Genomic DNA, 17,573 nt, shown 5'->3' on the forward strand with positions numbered 1-17,573 from the left:
ATCATCTCTAACATGCTTATCTAATTATTTACACATATTTCAAGCAAAATTTTACCATAGAAATATATGTAAAATCAATCAGTTTATTGTTACTATATGGTAAAAAATAGAGATTGATTTGTGGGTTATTGACATATTTATTACCAAATATCTGAAGCTTCAACAAGTTCAGATGCATTAAAGGACAAAAAGACTACCTTATAAAAAGGCAGTCTGTTGCTGTAATATAGATCTTGCAAAAGAACAGATCGGGTACTAGATTGCATCGATGAACGCGGTTCCATCCAATGGAATTTTTTTTGCTATAATAATGGAATGACATACCTGTAGAGCATCATTTATCTCTTCTTCACTAAGTTCATATTCATTGTTGTTTACTTGTTCCTTTGCCCGTTGTAATTGGTGAAACAATGGCTCAACCGTTTGGGTATAGGATATTGAATCTGTATTATAATTCCTTGAAATGAGTGCGGTTACTATTAGTTCTGATAACAACTTTTTACGAATCGTTAACCGCTTATTTTTCCTTTCTTGTGTATTTGTAAGCATTAGTAAATCAGAAGGCTGACTTAGCGAGTACGGTACAATACGCTTCGTTATTTTACTCATAAGACTAACTAACACATGTTTAGAACCCAACTCTACAACTTCAGTGACTCCCTGTTTAATCAAATAGTTCATCGACTCTAACCATCTTACAGGCATCGTCATCTGCATGGTTAAATAATCCACGACAGATCGATCAGACTCATAGGGTGCTGCTGTAACGTTGGAAATAACCGGGTATTTTGCATGGGCATATTGATATTGATCCAATTCAACTTTGAATTGTTCTGCTGCGGTTTGCATCATGGGAGAATGATAGGGACCACTTACATTGATATACGAATGTTTCGTTCTCAGGGCTTCTGTCCTTTTAATAATTTCTTGTATAGAGTGCCGATGTCCCGAAATGACAAACTGCTGGTCAGCGTTCACACAAGCCACACAAGCAGGGCGCTCGATCGTGGAAACTTGTTCGCATATGTTTTGAAGTGTATCTAAATGAATACCTGAAATGGCGGCCATGGTACCTTTCTGATCCGGGTCTGCATTGTGCATAATGATCCCTCGTTGTCTTACCAGTTTAATGGCGTCATGAAATGAGAGAACACCTGCGCATACCAGAGCCGAATATTCTCCCAAACTATGCCCAGCCAAATAAGCGGGTTCCATCCCTATTTCTTGCATATACACCTGATATGCTATGACACTAACAGTCAAAAGTGCAGGCTGAGCATTCATCGTCATTGTCAAATCAGCCATGCTACCTTCAAAACATAACTTTCTCAAATCGAAAGAAATGGCATCACTAGCTTCTTCAAATAACTTCTTAGCCACATCAAAGTTATTCCAAAAGTCTCTCCCCATCCCAACCATCTGAGAACCTTGTCCAGGAAACAACAGAGCTACATTACTCATCCAGCATCCTCCATGTATCTACTTTATATTTCATGCACTTCGACAACCATAAACCAATAAATTCCTTGTTTGCAAATTTATAATAAACTTTCATTAGGAGTTATGCAATAACAAAGTCAAAAGGAGGGGCATCTATTTCTATGAACGGAAAAAAATTCGTCATTCTTTTTTGGCTCCCTGTTGGCCTCTATATTGGAACATTTAGTGCTGTTCTTTACTGGATCTTGTCTGTAGTCTGAGTACTATGCAAATAGACACCTCCATTGAGGAGATGCCTGTTTTGTTCTAATCTGATCATTCAAGACTCGCGATTCCCCTTATCCTCAGAGAAAAGGATTCCTCTTTATTTCAGATCCGATTTTTTCGCTCGCTTCGTTCTCTGTATCACTCAACATCTGATCTGAAGATCGCACAGTTGAATAATCGTCCTGTAATACAATTACATACATCCCCTTACCTGGAATCCTAACTTGGCATACAGAATTTTCTTTGTTCATGGTGATCAGCTGCTCCATTAAGTCTGATGCCGTTATAACTTCTTTCATCCAAATCCCCTCACCTTTCTACGGATTTACACCTACTGCGAACGGACGTGCCCCCACCGGAATAGTAGCAATCACCGTATTTGTTTCGCCATCGATCACAGAAATGGTATTGTCATCTTGATTGCTTATATAAACTCGATTAGTTAACGGATTGGCGCCCGCTCCGTTTGGATTATTCCCGACCGGAACAGTAGTAATCACGGTATTTGTTAATCCACTAATTACTGAAACATTATCCGTGTCTCGATTGGGTACGTAAATAGCGTTTGTGGAGGTATTAACCGCTACTTCAGCTGGCGTAACGCCGACTGGAATGGTATCAATGACGGAATTCGTCAATCCATCAATAACGGAAACCGTATTACTGGTAAAATTCGATACATAAATACGGTTGGTGGCTGGATTGACCCCTACACGGAATGGATTAACCTGAACGGGTATCGTAGCAATCACTGTATTGGTTACTCCATCGATCACAGACACAGCATCAGAATTAAAATTTACTGCATAGATCCGATTCGTTAAGGAATTGACGCCTATACCCGTTAAAAAATTGAGTCCCGGAATAGTGATAGTATCAATCACCGTGTTGGTCAATCCATCAATAACAGTTACATCTTCAGTTGTATCCAATGAATTAAAATTTGCTGTATAAATAGCATTGGTCGCTATATCGACCCCTACGTCACCTGCCTCACTCCCAACCGAAACAGAAGCAATCACTGCGTTGGTTAAACTATTAATGACGGAAATGGTATTACTGCTTCTGTTTGCGACATAAATACGACTCGTTAATGGATTGACATCAATCCCTGCAGGATTCGTCCCCACAGGTATCGTAGCAATCACCGTATTCGTTTCGCCATTAATGACGGAAACATCGTTACTATTAAAATTGGCTACATATATGCGGTTGACTGACGTATTATCCCCCTCTATTTCAAGTTCGGAAGAAACTAATCGATGTGCAGCAACAAGCTGGCCGGTTTCATTTTTGCCCCACACGGAAATCTCCGTCTGCTCTATAGCTACACCTTCAACTGTAAAGACAAATTCAAATGCATCAAGATTGGCAAAATAAGTTCTTGTCACTACCTGATCCGGATCAATTGAAATCTGCTCGCTGACATATAAAGTCCTCGTAGAGGTCAGATTATACCCTTGTATCAAAACAACGGATCCATCCAGAGAATTCCTGTTATCAATTTTAACGGTAACTTGTTGTGTTGGCCGTACATCACTGACGGCATTATTCTCGATAGGTCCGGTTGATAGAATGGCCATTTCGATTCTCTCCTTCACTTAGATGTTATGGTTTGATTAGAATCCTTTTGTAAAAATATAAATTGATCTGTTTAAACCAAAAAAGACCCTGCAATAATATATGCAGGGTCTAAAATAAGGTTTGGGACAAAGGGTGTACGTATTAACTGTTTTCCAGATTGCCTCATTTCTTTATCCCTCAATCAATCCATACTTCACAAAACTATGATACAATCCATCTTCCTCTACTGTTCCAGTAATATCATCTGCAATGGCTTTCAGACCTGGCTTTGCATTACCCATGGCAATTCCGGTGTTACAAAATTCCAACATCTCGGCATCATTCATGCCATCACCGATGGCAAATGTATCTTCTTGGGACATGCCCAGATGATTCAGCAGATCGGCGATTGCAATGGCTTTGTGAATGCCAGGGATCATCAGTTCACCACTTCCTTCACCAAAGATCGGCACAGTGCACTGAATGACTTCGAATTTCCCTTCAAACTCTTGCTTGATCCGCTCAAACGGGATGGCTGAGCTCTCCAAGAAACATACCTTATTCACATCATCCTTATACAGGTCGGCCTCTCCATACGTTAATCCGGCAATAAACGGGTGCGGTTTCAGTTCCTTCTTCTCTCTGGCTACAGGGTCATTCTCCACATCACCATAGATACGGCGTTCCAGGTGAGGTTGAAGATTGCTACTCGCATACAATGCCGAATTAGATTCAAGGTAAAAGTCAATGCCGTTTTCATTGAAAAAATCGACCATATGTCGAACATCTTCCGCTGTTACCCTTTTGTGATATAACACGTCCTTGCCAAACTCCACATAACCCCCACCTGCACCAATCAGACCATCGAATCCGACATCCCAGATGGAATCATAAATTTCTGCTTTGGATCGGCCTGTACATAAATAGAGCAGATGTCCGTTCTCTCTGGCCTGTTTACAAGCCTTCTGTGCTGACAACGGAATACTTCCGTCATCGTCGACCAATGTGCCATCAATATCAATAAAAACAATTTTTCGCTTCATTTCTTGCATCTTCTTATGCCCCCATCATGTATCTCGTATATGTCTATGTTGTTGTATACAAGAGTTATAGTATCATCAATCAATTTTTCCAAAATGTGGTCAGAATTTCGGTTCTGTTACAATGGTTACTTACATGCCAACTTGTCCATATGTACGGTTTGCCAGTCATCATCCTGCTCAGCAATAACCGTAAACCCTTGGCGTTTCCAGAAATCTACGGCTCCTGCCAAGAAGCGATGTGTATGCAAATACAGCGTCGTATAGTGCATATCCTTTACCACGCTCTCCAGTTCGTTCATCAACATCGAGCCAATGCCAAACCTACGATACGCGGGATCTACATAACATTTTACTATTTCGGCAGCCGATCGAGCTGCATATCGACCTTCCACAGCTTCGATGCGTCCATCATAAGGTAATATTCCAATAGAACCGACGATGCCCGCATCCTCCATCATTGCAACAAGAAAGATCGAACCATCGGAGTGCAGATAATGTTCTCTGAACTGCTCGAAGTCCACAGGCAATTTCGTATGATCCATCATCGGAAACACTTCTCTGCGTACACGCATGGCAAAATCAATGGCGTCATGAATCTGGTGTGCCTGAACTGGTGTGACTGTCGGTATACTCTGAAGTTGTGTCAATAAAACCACATTCCTTATCCTCTGTATTTAGGAGTTACCTCTCGGCCCTGCCTTAAATCTTGTTCATGCCAAAGTGGTTCTCTTCATATCATCTTACCGAATTTATCCCTTCCTATCAATCTATCTACACTACTATCCAAATTGCAAGAGTGCCCGCGCAGTCTGATAGAGTTCGCATACGATAAGGCGTGTCACAAATCATATTGGAGGGATAAACGCTCATGTGGTTATGGTTAGGTGTTTTTGTTTTCATTTTGCTAGTAATCGGGTTCATGTATCGTTATCTGGACCAACTTGCCGAGAGCAAGTTTCATCCGCACGCTCCCAAGCAGCTCTTCGTCAAATTCAAGGAAGGTACAACCGAGGATGAGATGCATACCCTTCACAAAAAAGGGAGATGTAAGGTCGCTGAGACCTATGAAGATTTAGGATGGTACCGTGTGGAATCCCGCAAAAAAATGCACCGGATGCTGAAACATTACAAAGATCATGAGCTTATTGAACATGCAGAGCCGAATTACCTCGTTGAGGCTTCCTTCACTCCTAATGACCCTTTCTTTCCTTATCAGTATAACCTGTCCAAAATCAATGCACCCGCTGCATGGGATATTACTCAGAGTAACAACTCTGTCAAAATCGCCATTATCGACACCGGTGTACAGCTAAACCATCCAGAATTGGCCTCCAAGCTCCTCCCCGGTTATGATTATGTTGATTATGATAACATCCCTGAGGACGGGAACGGCCACGGCACCCATGTAGCCGGGATCGCTGCCTCCGTTACCAACAATGGAGTGGGCATCGCAGGCGCTGCTCCACTCGCATCCATCGTTCCGCTCCGGGTACTGGATAACAAGGGGCAAGGAACGATAGGTAATGTAGGTAACGGGCTTGTCTTTGCTGCCAACAACGGTGTACAGGTTGTTAACCTGAGCCTTGGTGGGCCGATGGGGAATGCTTTCCTTCAAGCTGCCGTACAGTATGCTTGGGATCGAGGAACTGTGATTATTGCCGCAGCCGGTAACGACAACACTTCATTCCCAATCGTACCCGCATCGTATCCCAATGTGATTGCTGTCGCTTCAACCAACCCTTCCGATCTCAAATCCAATTTCTCCAACTATGGTTCCTGGGTGGATATGGCTGCACCGGGTGATACCATTCTTTCCACATACCTGGGTGGTTCCTATGCCTACCTTAGCGGGACATCCATGGCTGCCCCTCATGTGGCTGGAGTGGCTGCACTTCTCGCTGCACAAGGGAAAACAAATGCTCAAATTCGGGACGCGCTGTGTTTCGCTTCTGATCCGGTATCAGGCTCCGGGATCTACTGGACATATGGTCGACTGAATGCTTATCAGAGCTTGCAGGTGCCATAATACACCTACTATTGCTCATGATTGCACACAGGGCATATCCTTTCCATTTTTACACAAATAAAAAAACGAAGGGGCATCTGTAAGTAAGATGCTCCTTCGTTTGGTTAAAAAGTATTCGATGTTACACTTTTGCTGCCCAAAGCTCTATTTCAATTTTTATCTCTGGTAGACCTAACGCTGTAATGTATCCAATCGTCATTGCAGGATAATCCGTACTAAATAATTGTCCCCACTCGGCATATAAGAAATCCCAATCGATTTCCTCGGTTGCCCATACGTTCACTTTGATAATATGTTCAGCATCTAAGCGCTCAGATTCGAGCACTGTTTTAATATTATTAAATGTATTCGTGACTTGCTCATTCAGACTCTCTGGAAAAAGTCCATTGCGATCTGCTCCAATTTGACCCGAAGTCACAAATAACTCTGCATTTCTCGGGATTCTTGTAATATGCGTGTACTGACCTACAGGAGCTGGCATATTTTCTGGATTTTTTCTAGTAATTTTGTCAATATTCATTTGGATTACCTCATCATTCTTAAGATTTTTCTGCGTTATTTCCTAGTTTTATTCCGATTTTGGGCAGACTTCACCCTTGGAATAGATTCTAGAAAAAGACAGCAGTGGAGTATCCATATCCCGAAGATATAAACGCAAGTGATTTTTTCTTCATGAGTGGATGCTCCTCCCTTCTTAAGTGACAAGATTCTCTTCATTTCTTTATTATATCTGAAAGCCACATCAAGGGTCAAATTCATCCCCTCATAGACAAAGAGCAATCCCGTAATAACGAGACTGCTCTTTGTTTATTCTATAGCGTTGGACCCCTTGTATCAGAAATATTGTGCGCCATTACTCGCAATGACATCTTTGTACCAGTGAAAACTCTTCTTTTTCACTCTGCGAAGTGTGCCCGTACCATCATTATTTCGGTCTACATAGATATAGCCATAACGTTTCTTCATCTCTCCGGTACCCGCACTGACCAGGTCAATCGGTCCCCAGCTTGTGTAACCTATGAGCTCTACACCGTCTTGAATCGCTTCAGCCATTTCGGCAAAATGACTATTCAAATATTCGATGCGATAGTCATCTTCAACGGAGTCATTGTCTAACAACACATCGGTTGCTCCAAGTCCATTTTCTACGATAAACAAAGGTTTGCCATAGCGGTCATGCAGTTGATTAAGCGTAATTCGAAGCCCCTTAGGATCAATGGTCCACCCCCACTCGGAAGCTTGCAGATAAGGGTTCTTTACTGAACCAAATACATTGCCTTCTGTCGAATCTTTCAAAATCTCAGGGTCCGTACTGGTGCACCGGCTTGCATAATAGCTAAAACCGATATAATCGACCGTGTTCTGCATCAAGATCTCTGCGTCTTCCGGTTGCATGTCAATCCAAATGTCATTTTCTCTGAAAAATCTTTTCGTATAACCCGGATATGCTCCCTTCGATTGTACGTCGATGAAGAAGAACGATTCACGATCTTTCTCCATAGCCTTCCATACGTCATCCGGGTTAGAGCTGTATGGATACACCATTCCAGCGGCTAACATACATCCAATCTGTGCATCCGGAATGATCTCATGACAAGCCTTAACAGCAAGTGCACTCGCTACCAATTCATGATGTGCTGCCTGATACAGAATCTGATCTTTGTTTTCACCATCCTGAAGGACAATGCCCGCTCCAATATACGGAAGATGCAGCAACATGTTGATCTCATTAAACGTCATCCAGTATTTCACTTTATTCTTGTATCGATTGAATAGCGTCGTCCCATATTTCTCAAAGAAACCAATCATCTTGCGGTTCTTCCACCCGCCGTAAGTCTCGACCAGATGTACAGGTACATCGAAATGGCAGATCGTCACGACAGGTTCAATGTTGTATTTTAATAACTCATCAAAGACATCATCATAAAATTGCAAGCCTGCTTCGTTTGGCTCCGCTTCATCACCATTAGGGAAAATCCGTGCCCAGGCTATGGAAAGCCTGAGGCACTTAAATCCCATTTCTGCAAATAACGCAATATCTTCCTTATATCGATGATAGAAGTCAATGGCTTCATGTGAAGGATAGAATTCCCCTGTTTTTGGTTCATACGAATCCAGGTTACCCAGAGCAATATTCCATCGATTGGCACCAATCGGAATCAGATCTACCGTTGTTAAACCTTTGCCACCTTCCAGATAAGCACCTTCCAATTGATTCGCTGCGGTTGCTCCTCCCCAGAGAAAATTCTCCGGGAAGGCTGTAAACTTTTCATTCATTGAGGAGTTCCTCCTTAACCAGCCTTAGTTTGAATTAGCTTAATACCGTGATCAATTTATCTTTCTCATGAACGGATGCATCTTTTGTTCCTACAACGTCCAGATAATTTGAAGTATTAGTCACAATGATCGGTGTAACCGTCTCATACCCTGCATCCTTAATGGCTTGCAGATCAAACTCAACAATCAGGTCACCTGCGTTAACACGGTCTCCATCTTTCACATGGGTTGTAAAATGTTGACCTTTCAGTTTGACCGTATCCTGTCCAATATGGATCAGCATCTCTACACCATCATCGCTAACAAGACCAATGGCGTGTTTGGTACGATATACGGTTTGAACAACACCTGTGATTGGAGATACCACTCTACCACTGGTTGGACGAATTGCAATCCCTTTACCCATGTGCTCTCCTGCAAACGTTACGTCATTAATTTCGTTCAGTGCAACAACTTCACCAGCCATTGGGCTGACGATTTCGTATCTGCTGTTCGGATTTGGATCAAGTACTGGTGCTGGAGCTGGTGTAGCTTCTACTTTGTCTTTAAATCCAACCACGTATGTCAGAATAAAACCAAGGATGAACGCGATACCACATGCAACCAGAGCCATATAGAATCCGGAATCAACGCCTGTTGCCTTATTAATGAAGCTTGGGAAACCGAACACACCCAGTCCACCAAAGATGTATAATTTTGAACCGGCCAATCCCAAGATACCGCCACCGATACCACCTGCAATACAGCTCATGATAAACGGTTTTTTCAGTGGAAGTGTCAGACCGTAAATTGCTGGCTCCGTTACACCGAAGATCCCAGAGATGAAGGCCGGAATACCTAAAGATTTCAATTTCGTATTTTTGGTTTTCAGTATAACCGCAAGTACAGCACCAATTTGGGCAAAGGAAGCAGCGAAAGACATGGCAATTACCGGATCAGCCCCAGAAGTACTCAAGTTAAGAAGCATGACTGGTACGAGTCCCCAGTGGAGCCCAAACAGTACAAACACTTGCCACAAACCACCGATAATCAAACCTGTAACAACTGGACTTAAATCGTAGATGCCTGTTGCTCCTGCACCAATCAACTGTCCTGCCCAAGTGGATACTGGACCAATCAGAATGAATGTTGCCGGAACGATAACGAGCAAAGTAAAGAATGGAACAAGGAACGTGCTAACGACTTTAGGAATAATATTTTTAAAGAATCTTTCAATTTTAACAGCGAAGAATGTAGCAATAATGATTGGAATAACCGATGTTGAATAACTCATCAGAATAACTGGAATACCCAGGAACGTAATGTGAATCGGTGATTCAATTAACGTACCTGCAAACAGGGTGTACAATGGATCTCCAGCAGTCAGGCCGGACAGCGTAGGATAAACTAATGAAGCACCTATCGCCATACCCAGGAATGGTGAACCGCCAAATTTCTTGATTGCCGTGTAACCAAGGAAGATCGGGAAGAAGTAGAACAGACAGTCACCCGTTGCATTCAACAGTTGGTACGTTCCAGAAGTGTCTGTAATCCATCCAAAGGATAAAAACATGGCTGTGAAACCTTTGATCATACCTGTGGCAGCCAGCAAACCGAGTAACGGTGTGAACACACCGGAGATCATATCGATAAATCGGCTGAACAACCCTACTTTTTTGCCTGAGTTGTCAGTTTCCTCTTCCATTTGTCCTTCACTTGGGAAATTCCCTACTTTAACAACTGCTTTATATACATCCGGCACTTCGTTGCCGATAACAACTTGATATTGTCCACCACTTTGCATGACGGTAATAACACCTGGCAGATTTTTAAGTTCTTCCGTTTTGGCTACGCTTTCATTTTTTAGTTTGAACCGCAGTCTTGTTACGCAATGGAATACACTGTTTACGTTCTCGCGACCACCTACACGTGACAGAATGTCCTTAGCTAATTGATCGTAGTTGCTCATTGTAATTCTCCCTCTCTAAGTAGACTCCCCATGACTTTTGAAACAAATAAAACCTGAACCACTGAACATACACAACATACCGGATCGTCCGGAAATCAGTCGTGTTATTCAGCAATTCAGGTTTTGCCCTTAACGGTTGCAACCCTGTAAGGCTGTACACATTGGTATTTAATTATTTGGATAACGAAAGTAAGTTACATTCCATACCCTCTGAACTGAGGATGGTCGGCATTGCCTGATTGAACAGTTACAATCCGATTGATGTATGCGCTTACTTCTTGAACTCATCATAGTACATCTGAACTACGTTTGCAACACTTATTTTTATTAATTTCACAAATACATTTGAGTGACCGAAAATGAAAAACAGAGACCACTTCGAAAACTTCAAAGTGGTCTCTATAGAGCTAATGCTCAGATTAATAAAATACGCACTAAAGCAGAATTAACCAATAACCGTAACCAATTTATCCTTTTCTTGCACTTCACGACTTGTTGTAGCAACCACGTCCAAATAATCAGCCGTATTAGTTACAATAATCGGTGTTACGGTCTCATATCCCGCCTCAATAATGGCCTGCAGATCGAATTCAACGATCAGATCGCCAACACTCACACGATCTCCATCTTTCACATGTGCAGTGAAATGTTGACCTTTGAGTTGTACCGTATCCTGACCGATATGGATCAAAATCTCTACACCTTGATCATCTACAAGACCAATTGCATGTTTGGTACGATAAATCGTCTGTACCACACCATTAATCGGGGATACAACTCTCCCACTGGTTGGGCGAATAGCGATCCCTTTACCCATATGTTCACCAGCAAATGTAGCATCATTAATTTCTTGCAAAGGAACCACCTCACCCGTCATCGGGCTGGCAATTTCGTAGCGATTGTTTGGATTAGGCTCAAGTGCAGCCTTCTCTTCTTTTACTGGCTCTGGAGCCTGTTTGGCAGCCTCTGGATTAGCAGGATCTTTGAATCCTACAAAATAAACGAGAACAAAACCTAGTACAAAAGCAATGATAGTGGCAATCATGGCCATCCAGAATTCATAGTTGACTCCCTCTGTGGGACTAATCAGCGCTGGAACACCAAAGATTCCTGAAGCAAATACAAACATTTTGGAGCCAGCGAAGCCAATAATACCACCAGCGGTTGCAGAAGCAATACAACTCATAATAAATGGTTTCTTCAATGGCAAAGTAAGACCATAAATAGCAGGCTCAGTTACACCAAAAATCCCGGACACAAAGGCAGGAACACCCAGTGATTTGAGTTTGGTATTTTTCGTTTTAAGCATAACGCCAAGAACGCCACCAATCTGAGCAAAGGAAGCAGCAAACATCATAGCCAGAATCGGGTCTGCTTTCAGTGTGGACAGATTCAGCAGCATAATTGGTACGATACCCCAGTGTAACCCGAAGATCACCAACACTTGCCACAATCCACCAACAACAATACCGGTTACCAACGGACTCAAGTCATAGATGCCCGATACCCCGGCACCAATCAGCTGACTTGCCCATGTTGCGATTGGACCAATCAAGAGGAATGTTACAGGTACAACAATCAGAATCGTAAAGAATGGCGTGAGGAACGTTCTCACAACAGATGGAATGATCTTTTTGAAGAACGCTTCTACCTTTGCTCCAAAATAAGCAGCAATAATAATCGGAATGACGGATGAGGAATAACTCATCAAGATAACGGGAATACCCAGGAACGTGATATGAATCGGTGATTCAAACAATGTGCCTGCAAACAGCGTATAGAGCGGTTCCCCACCACTAAGACCGGATAAGGTCGGATATACAAGTGATGCTCCGATGGCCATCCCGAGGAATGGAGATCCACCGAATTTTTTCATAGCTGTGTAACCCAGGAAGATCGGGAAGAAGTAGAATAGACAGTCACCTGCCGCATTCAACAATTGATATGTTCCTGAAGACGGGTCCAACCATTCGAGAGAAGTAAACATGGACAGGAAACCTTTGATCATCCCTGTTGCAGCTAGCAATCCGAGAATTGGTGTAAAGACACCTGAGATCAAGTCGATAAACTGACCCAAGAGACTCTCTTTTTTACCGGAAGATTCTGAATCATCACTTGAGACCGGTTCGTCCGCATTCATATTACTCACCTGTAACAAGGCTTTATAAACATCAGACACTTCGTTACCCACAACTACCTGGTATTGCCCCCCGCTTTGCATTACCGTTATGATTCCAGGCAGATTTTTGAGTTCGTCTGTTTTGGCATTATTGTCATTTTTTAATTTGAAACGAAGTCTGGTCGCACAGTGCACCACGCTGTTAATGTTCTGTTTTCCACCAACGCCAGACAGAATGTCTTTGGCTAATTGCTCGTGTTTCATGAAGTCTTTTCTTCCTTTCTGGCTAGACACGGATTCAAAGCATATTGGAGAGAATAAAAAAACCTGAACATCTGAATGTATGGAACACCCGGTTAACGGTATGTTCAGTCATTCAAGCGTTCAGGTTTTGCCCTAGTGGTTGCAACCCTGCAAGCTGATCTATGGGATTATTCAGAAGTTGCATTCACAACTCTCTCAATATGAATCGTTAAGTACATCAATTCTTCGTCAGTTAGTTGATACGTGTAGTTGCTTTCAATGAATTTCTTGATTTTCTCCGAGCACTTGTGCGCTGCTGGATACTTTTTCTGAATCATCAGGAACAATTCATCATCGTTGTTGCTCTTGTAATGTTTTCCCTTCACCAAACGTTGGGCGAAAAACTTCAAATGCGTCACAAAGCGATAAAATGTCAGTGAGTTCTCATCAAAATCAATCTTGAAATGATACTTGATGATTGTCAAGATTTCCTGCATGACCTGCGTCATACTCTTGATGTTGGGCATTTCCTCGTTCAAAGCTGCATTAACAAAGTGAAGTGCCATAAAACCGGCTTCGTCCTCGGGCAAGATCACACCAAACTGATCACAGATCATATTGAGCGCTTCCATTCCGACTTCATATTCCTCTTTGTATAACTGCTTCGTCTCCCAGATTAAACCGTTGCGTATGGGCAGATTCTTGCGATACCGCTCAATGGCAAAGTGAATATGGTCTGTGAGATGTAAGTAAATGCTCTCATTTAATTTCTTGCCAAGTTTTAATTTGGCGTAAGCGATGATTTCCTCGGATACTTTCATGTATTCCAGAGGAATGCTTGAGATTAATGCCTTGAAGTTTTCCTGAATATCTTCATTCTGTAAAGTAAATATCTTGTCGATATGCTGCTCGGAAACCATATCACCCGCCCGCTTCTGATAAGCAATCCCCCGGCCAATGATAATAACTTCCTGTTCGTCATTCATTGCAACTACAGCATTATTGTTCAGCACCTTCTCGATTTTCACTTTATCACTCCAATATACAGAAAAAGACAAACCAATCCCTTTTCTCAAGGTATACGGCTTTGCCTGATTCAACAGTTACAACCCGATATGTTGTACGCGCTTCCCTCATAATATTACAAATTTCTACACAGTGCAACAAAAAGTTAATATCGAATTAGCATGACTCCTGATCTAGGTAAATATACTCACAGGAGTGAGCAAATCAAGAATTATTTTACAGGAATTCACGGTTTATTGTTTTTGCTTTCTTTCTCCAGTTCAGCTTCAATTCTTCGATTAATCATGTTCATTTCTTCTGAATCCAAACGATCAACTTGAGTGTATTCTTTATCCAACTCGTACTCTTGCGCCTCGCCTTTGTTCATTAACCCCAGATGATTCTTGATGTCTCGGATATCTTCACGCATATGTATCGTCTGACGGTATTGATCTACAACAAGTGCAAAAATAATGCCCCCAGCCACTATTGGACCAAATGGGATCAGATAACATAAAACAAGTCCTATGAGCAAAAATAAAACAAAGTACATGATGTAATGCCCCTCTCATATAAAGTATCTACTTTGCTAAGTTAGACGTTTCTCAGATTACAAATTAAAGCGTTCCTGGATTAACTGTGCCACTTCATCCGGACTCTTGTGTGTGTTATCAATCCGTATGTAGTGCTCATGCTTGATTTCTCCCGGTTCCGAATTCAATCGATATAGCTTCATCGTATCAAGCAAATCTCGCTCAGACCACGCGATGTCTCGCTTGGTTGGCTTATGCAGCAGCCGATGCGGACTCTTGTTACGCTCCAGTCTTTCTGATGCATCAGCCTCCAGTTCCACATAACAGACCTGTCCTCCATTAGATTCGAATAACTCGCTGATTTGACGAATGTACTCTCCGTCTTGCTTCAGGTCAAAAGCCCATACAAATGTAAAAATCAGACCCGGTAGGTCACTCTTCGCCACTTCTTCAAAAATCTCCTGACGGAACAGATTAACCAGTCTTTTGCCTTGTGGTGTACCATAGCTGAAATAAGGAGACACCAATTCAATGGTCATATGGTTATGAAACAATTTAAGCTTTGTTATCTTCTCCAGTTCTTGCCCAACCGTCATTTTGCCCACAGCCTGCGGACCAAAAATAATCACCAATTTCATTTGATCACTCCTGACAAGGTGGTGTTCATTCCATTAATTCAATTTTATGGACATTAAACTCTATAATACCTTCATTAGGGCAAATAAAAAAGAGGTTTCAAGTGATTCCCTCAACGCGTGGAGGGCTTGAAATCTCTTATCTTAAATTACATATGTTTATTTATACTTACCGTCCGATCAGTACCCATCCCCACTTCATCCGGCGCAAACCCATCGCACAGATCCATGAGATCAGGAGCGCCACAATATAAGAAAGTATGATGCCCACGCTGAAGTGCCGAGCCAGGTCATCTGTGAATTCACGTCTCCAGAAGAGCAGTACGAGTGGATGCATTAAAAATACACCGAACGCAACTGTACCCAAGGAGTCCAGAATACGCGTAGCTTTTCGAACCTCGGTATGTTTTCCTGTGCCCATTCGTTCACTGAAGATCAACAGGAGCAAGCAGGCTGACAAGGTAAACAGATTACGGAACAGGAACAGCACGGTATAGGTTATAACCGGGTATGCAGCAAAAGCGGTTTTGATATAAGCATTACCATATATAAAAATGGCACCTCCACCTATCAACGCAGCTATGAGCACATAACGGTGAGTATACAGTTTGTTCAATGCCCACTCAAAGTTCAACCCAACCCATGCGCCAAATCCAATCACGATCAGATAACTGGGTAACAAACTTCCTGTCCGTTCGAAGTGAAACTGCAAATGTAGTGCATAGAAGATCGCTTGGCCAGCAATAAAGAATAATGGCAAGTACCGATTAAACAAACGATGGCGTATAAGGGACAGAAGCCATGGAAAAACGATATAGAATTGAAGAATAATCAGAAAAAAGTACAAGTGCGTATGAGCGGTTCCCATCACTAATTGTTTGGCAAATTGAACACCATGGGTCAAAGGTTCTTTGCCCGCAAGCAACTGTTTAATGGCAAAGTAGATAAGGGACCACACCACATAGGGTACAAATACATTAAATAAACGCTTCTTATAAAAAGCGAGCATCCAACCCTTTTCATTCACCTTGGAGTTGTAGTTGTAGAACAAGACTAGGGATGACAGAAACAGAAACGCTGGAACGGCAAATTGCAAAAACGTGTTCCAGAAATAATACACATCATGATCTAATGTATGCTTGGGGTAATGCGCAACTGCTGTTGAAGTTGCATGAATAGCTACTACTGCCATGATGGCAAAAGCACGATAGAGATCCAGATACTCAATACGCCGGGGCCGATTAACCGGTTGATTCATAAAGATAACCTCACTTGTGCCTGATATGGGATGATAGTTTCCGGCCGCAATCCAGATTCTATGCTTCATTTTAATCAGCACACGAGGGTAATACAATCATAATCCATATTATTTTCGTTTTATTTCATCATTATTCTGCATTATTCGACATTCTCTATCCAGAATCGTTCAACAACGTTGCCATTGGACTCCACATAGTCTTCATCCCGAATGCCACCATTTCGAAGGATAACCCTTCTGGAAGGCTCATTAACCGCATCACATACGATCAATACTTTGGTGATTCCAAGCTCTCTCGTTTTCTCCAAAGAAAGCCTGAGAATTTCGGAACCATAGCCATTGTGCCGCTCTCCTGGACGAATACCATATCCAATATGTCCTCCACTGTTGAACAATTTATCGTTAAGCTCATGCCTTATATTCACAGCACCCACGATTTGTTGACTCTCCGTGACCAGCCAATATGTACTGTCTTTGACCCAGCCCTCCGGGATGTCGATCCCTTGTTCATTGCGTTGCAAAAATGCCAACATCTCATCGAACGCATAAGGATCTTTGGAAATGACCCAAGGTACCATCAATTCTCCACTTCTGACCCAGTCTTCATAAAATGCCAAATACGCTTCCTTATATGCTCGTGATGGTTTAATTAATCTAACGTGTTCTTTCCCCATTATCATTACACCCTCCCAACAGATATTGATATTGCCACGTTCTCTCTTCCAAGACACGACGTTCTTGTTCTTCCATCAGAGAGTCATAAAAGATAGCTTTCACTGCATAGGTTGCGGCATGTACCGCATGGCCTTTGACATGGGCCGTTGCAGCTGCGTGTCCCGCCGCACGAGAGGCAGCAGAGGCAGCGACATGATCGGCTTCCCGTGCAGCAGCATGAGCTGCAAAAGCCGCCTTTCGTGCATCAACCATGGCAATCTCTCCACGGATCCAACCTCTTCCTGCATCAATGGCATCACGTGCGCGGAGATCCTCCGTCTTCTTCTCAAATATATACAAGACACGTGCCGCACACTCCGCAGCCCAACAGGCCAATGTGTGGTGATCCTGTTGCTTAGCCAAATCCTCTATTTCACTACGTAAAGGTGCATCTTTGAATGCAGGTTTTGCCATGGTCATGCTCCTTTCATTGTTCAAATACTACAAATTTACTCTCAACAAGTTCGAAAAAGGACCTGCGTGTGTGCAGATCCTCTTCAAG

The 17,573-nt window shown here is 42.5% G+C and carries 16 protein-coding genes; 1 reads left to right on the forward strand and 15 read right to left on the reverse strand.

Annotated features, from left to right (window positions below; all coding sequences use genetic code 11):
- Window positions 1-255 precede the first annotated feature (255 nt).
- From fabD to NST38_RS18260, 5 genes are all read right to left on the reverse strand, one after another.
- Entirely contained in the window at window positions 256-1,461 is a 1,206-nt protein-coding gene (gene fabD, locus NST38_RS18240) for an ACP S-malonyltransferase (RefSeq protein ID WP_076250115.1), read from the reverse strand.
- A gap of 323 nt (window positions 1,462-1,784) precedes the next feature.
- Window positions 1,785-2,006: a hypothetical protein gene (locus NST38_RS18245; protein WP_036672792.1), complete on the reverse strand. Its 222-nt coding sequence runs from the start codon at window positions 2,004-2,006 to the stop codon at window positions 1,785-1,787.
- Between the two features lie 18 nt (window positions 2,007-2,024).
- Window positions 2,025-3,290 carry a YncE family protein gene (locus NST38_RS18250; protein WP_076250113.1) on the reverse strand — a complete coding sequence of 422 codons (1,266 nt, stop codon included), beginning with the start codon at window positions 3,288-3,290 and terminating at the stop codon, window positions 2,025-2,027.
- A gap of 171 nt (window positions 3,291-3,461) precedes the next feature.
- Window positions 3,462-4,322: a Cof-type HAD-IIB family hydrolase gene (locus NST38_RS18255; RefSeq protein ID WP_179087837.1), complete on the reverse strand. Its 861-nt coding sequence runs from the start codon at window positions 4,320-4,322 to the stop codon at window positions 3,462-3,464.
- Window positions 4,323-4,438: 116 nt separating this feature from the next.
- Window positions 4,439-4,960 (reverse strand): GNAT family N-acetyltransferase, encoded by a 522-nt coding sequence (locus tag NST38_RS18260; protein WP_083684390.1) that lies wholly within the window; start codon window positions 4,958-4,960, stop codon window positions 4,439-4,441.
- Window positions 4,961-5,181: 221 nt separating this feature from the next.
- Between NST38_RS18260 and NST38_RS18265 the strand changes: the two genes are divergently transcribed.
- On the forward strand, window positions 5,182-6,339 hold the full coding sequence (locus tag NST38_RS18265; RefSeq protein ID WP_076250112.1) for a S8 family peptidase: 1,158 nt from the start codon (window positions 5,182-5,184) through the stop codon (window positions 6,337-6,339).
- Between the two features lie 121 nt (window positions 6,340-6,460).
- Here the strand turns inward: NST38_RS18265 and NST38_RS18270 are convergent, their stop codons facing one another.
- From NST38_RS18270 to NST38_RS18315, 10 genes are all read right to left on the reverse strand, one after another.
- Window positions 6,461-6,859 (reverse strand): RidA family protein, encoded by a 399-nt coding sequence (locus NST38_RS18270; protein WP_076250110.1) that lies wholly within the window; start codon window positions 6,857-6,859, stop codon window positions 6,461-6,463.
- A 314-nt stretch (window positions 6,860-7,173) separates the two neighbouring features.
- Window positions 7,174-8,616, reverse strand: coding sequence for a 6-phospho-beta-glucosidase (locus tag NST38_RS18275; RefSeq protein WP_076250109.1), 1,443 nt, complete (start codon window positions 8,614-8,616; stop codon window positions 7,174-7,176).
- 34 nt (window positions 8,617-8,650) lie between these two features.
- Window positions 8,651-10,564 (reverse strand): beta-glucoside-specific PTS transporter subunit IIABC, encoded by a 1,914-nt coding sequence (locus NST38_RS18280; protein ID WP_076250107.1) that lies wholly within the window; start codon window positions 10,562-10,564, stop codon window positions 8,651-8,653.
- A 445-nt stretch (window positions 10,565-11,009) separates the two neighbouring features.
- Complete coding sequence (locus NST38_RS18285) at window positions 11,010-12,947, reverse strand: beta-glucoside-specific PTS transporter subunit IIABC (protein WP_076250105.1); 1,938 nt, start codon at window positions 12,945-12,947, stop codon at window positions 11,010-11,012.
- Between the two features lie 167 nt (window positions 12,948-13,114).
- Window positions 13,115-13,954 (reverse strand): BglG family transcription antiterminator LicT, encoded by an 840-nt coding sequence (licT, locus tag NST38_RS18290; RefSeq protein ID WP_036613486.1) that lies wholly within the window; start codon window positions 13,952-13,954, stop codon window positions 13,115-13,117.
- A 224-nt stretch (window positions 13,955-14,178) separates the two neighbouring features.
- On the reverse strand, window positions 14,179-14,484 hold the full coding sequence (locus tag NST38_RS18295) for a hypothetical protein (protein WP_076250104.1): 306 nt from the start codon (window positions 14,482-14,484) through the stop codon (window positions 14,179-14,181).
- A 57-nt stretch (window positions 14,485-14,541) separates the two neighbouring features.
- Entirely contained in the window at window positions 14,542-15,102 is a 561-nt protein-coding gene (locus NST38_RS18300) for an AAA family ATPase (protein ID WP_076250102.1), read from the reverse strand.
- A gap of 166 nt (window positions 15,103-15,268) precedes the next feature.
- Window positions 15,269-16,426: an acyltransferase gene (locus tag NST38_RS18305; RefSeq protein ID WP_143781230.1), complete on the reverse strand. Its 1,158-nt coding sequence runs from the start codon at window positions 16,424-16,426 to the stop codon at window positions 15,269-15,271.
- A gap of 71 nt (window positions 16,427-16,497) precedes the next feature.
- A complete protein-coding gene (locus NST38_RS18310; RefSeq protein ID WP_076250098.1) occupies window positions 16,498-17,037 on the reverse strand; it encodes a GNAT family N-acetyltransferase in 540 nt (179 codons plus the stop codon).
- Window positions 17,012-17,485, reverse strand: coding sequence for a putative immunity protein (locus NST38_RS18315; protein WP_076250096.1), 474 nt, complete (start codon window positions 17,483-17,485; stop codon window positions 17,012-17,014). The genes NST38_RS18310 and NST38_RS18315 overlap by 26 nt, the downstream gene beginning before the upstream one ends.
- Window positions 17,486-17,573 lie beyond the last annotated feature (88 nt).

Origin of the sequence: Paenibacillus sp. FSL H8-0104 (assembly GCF_038050215.1) — a bacterium.
GTDB classification, from domain to species: domain Bacteria; phylum Bacillota; class Bacilli; order Paenibacillales; family Paenibacillaceae; genus Paenibacillus; species Paenibacillus amylolyticus.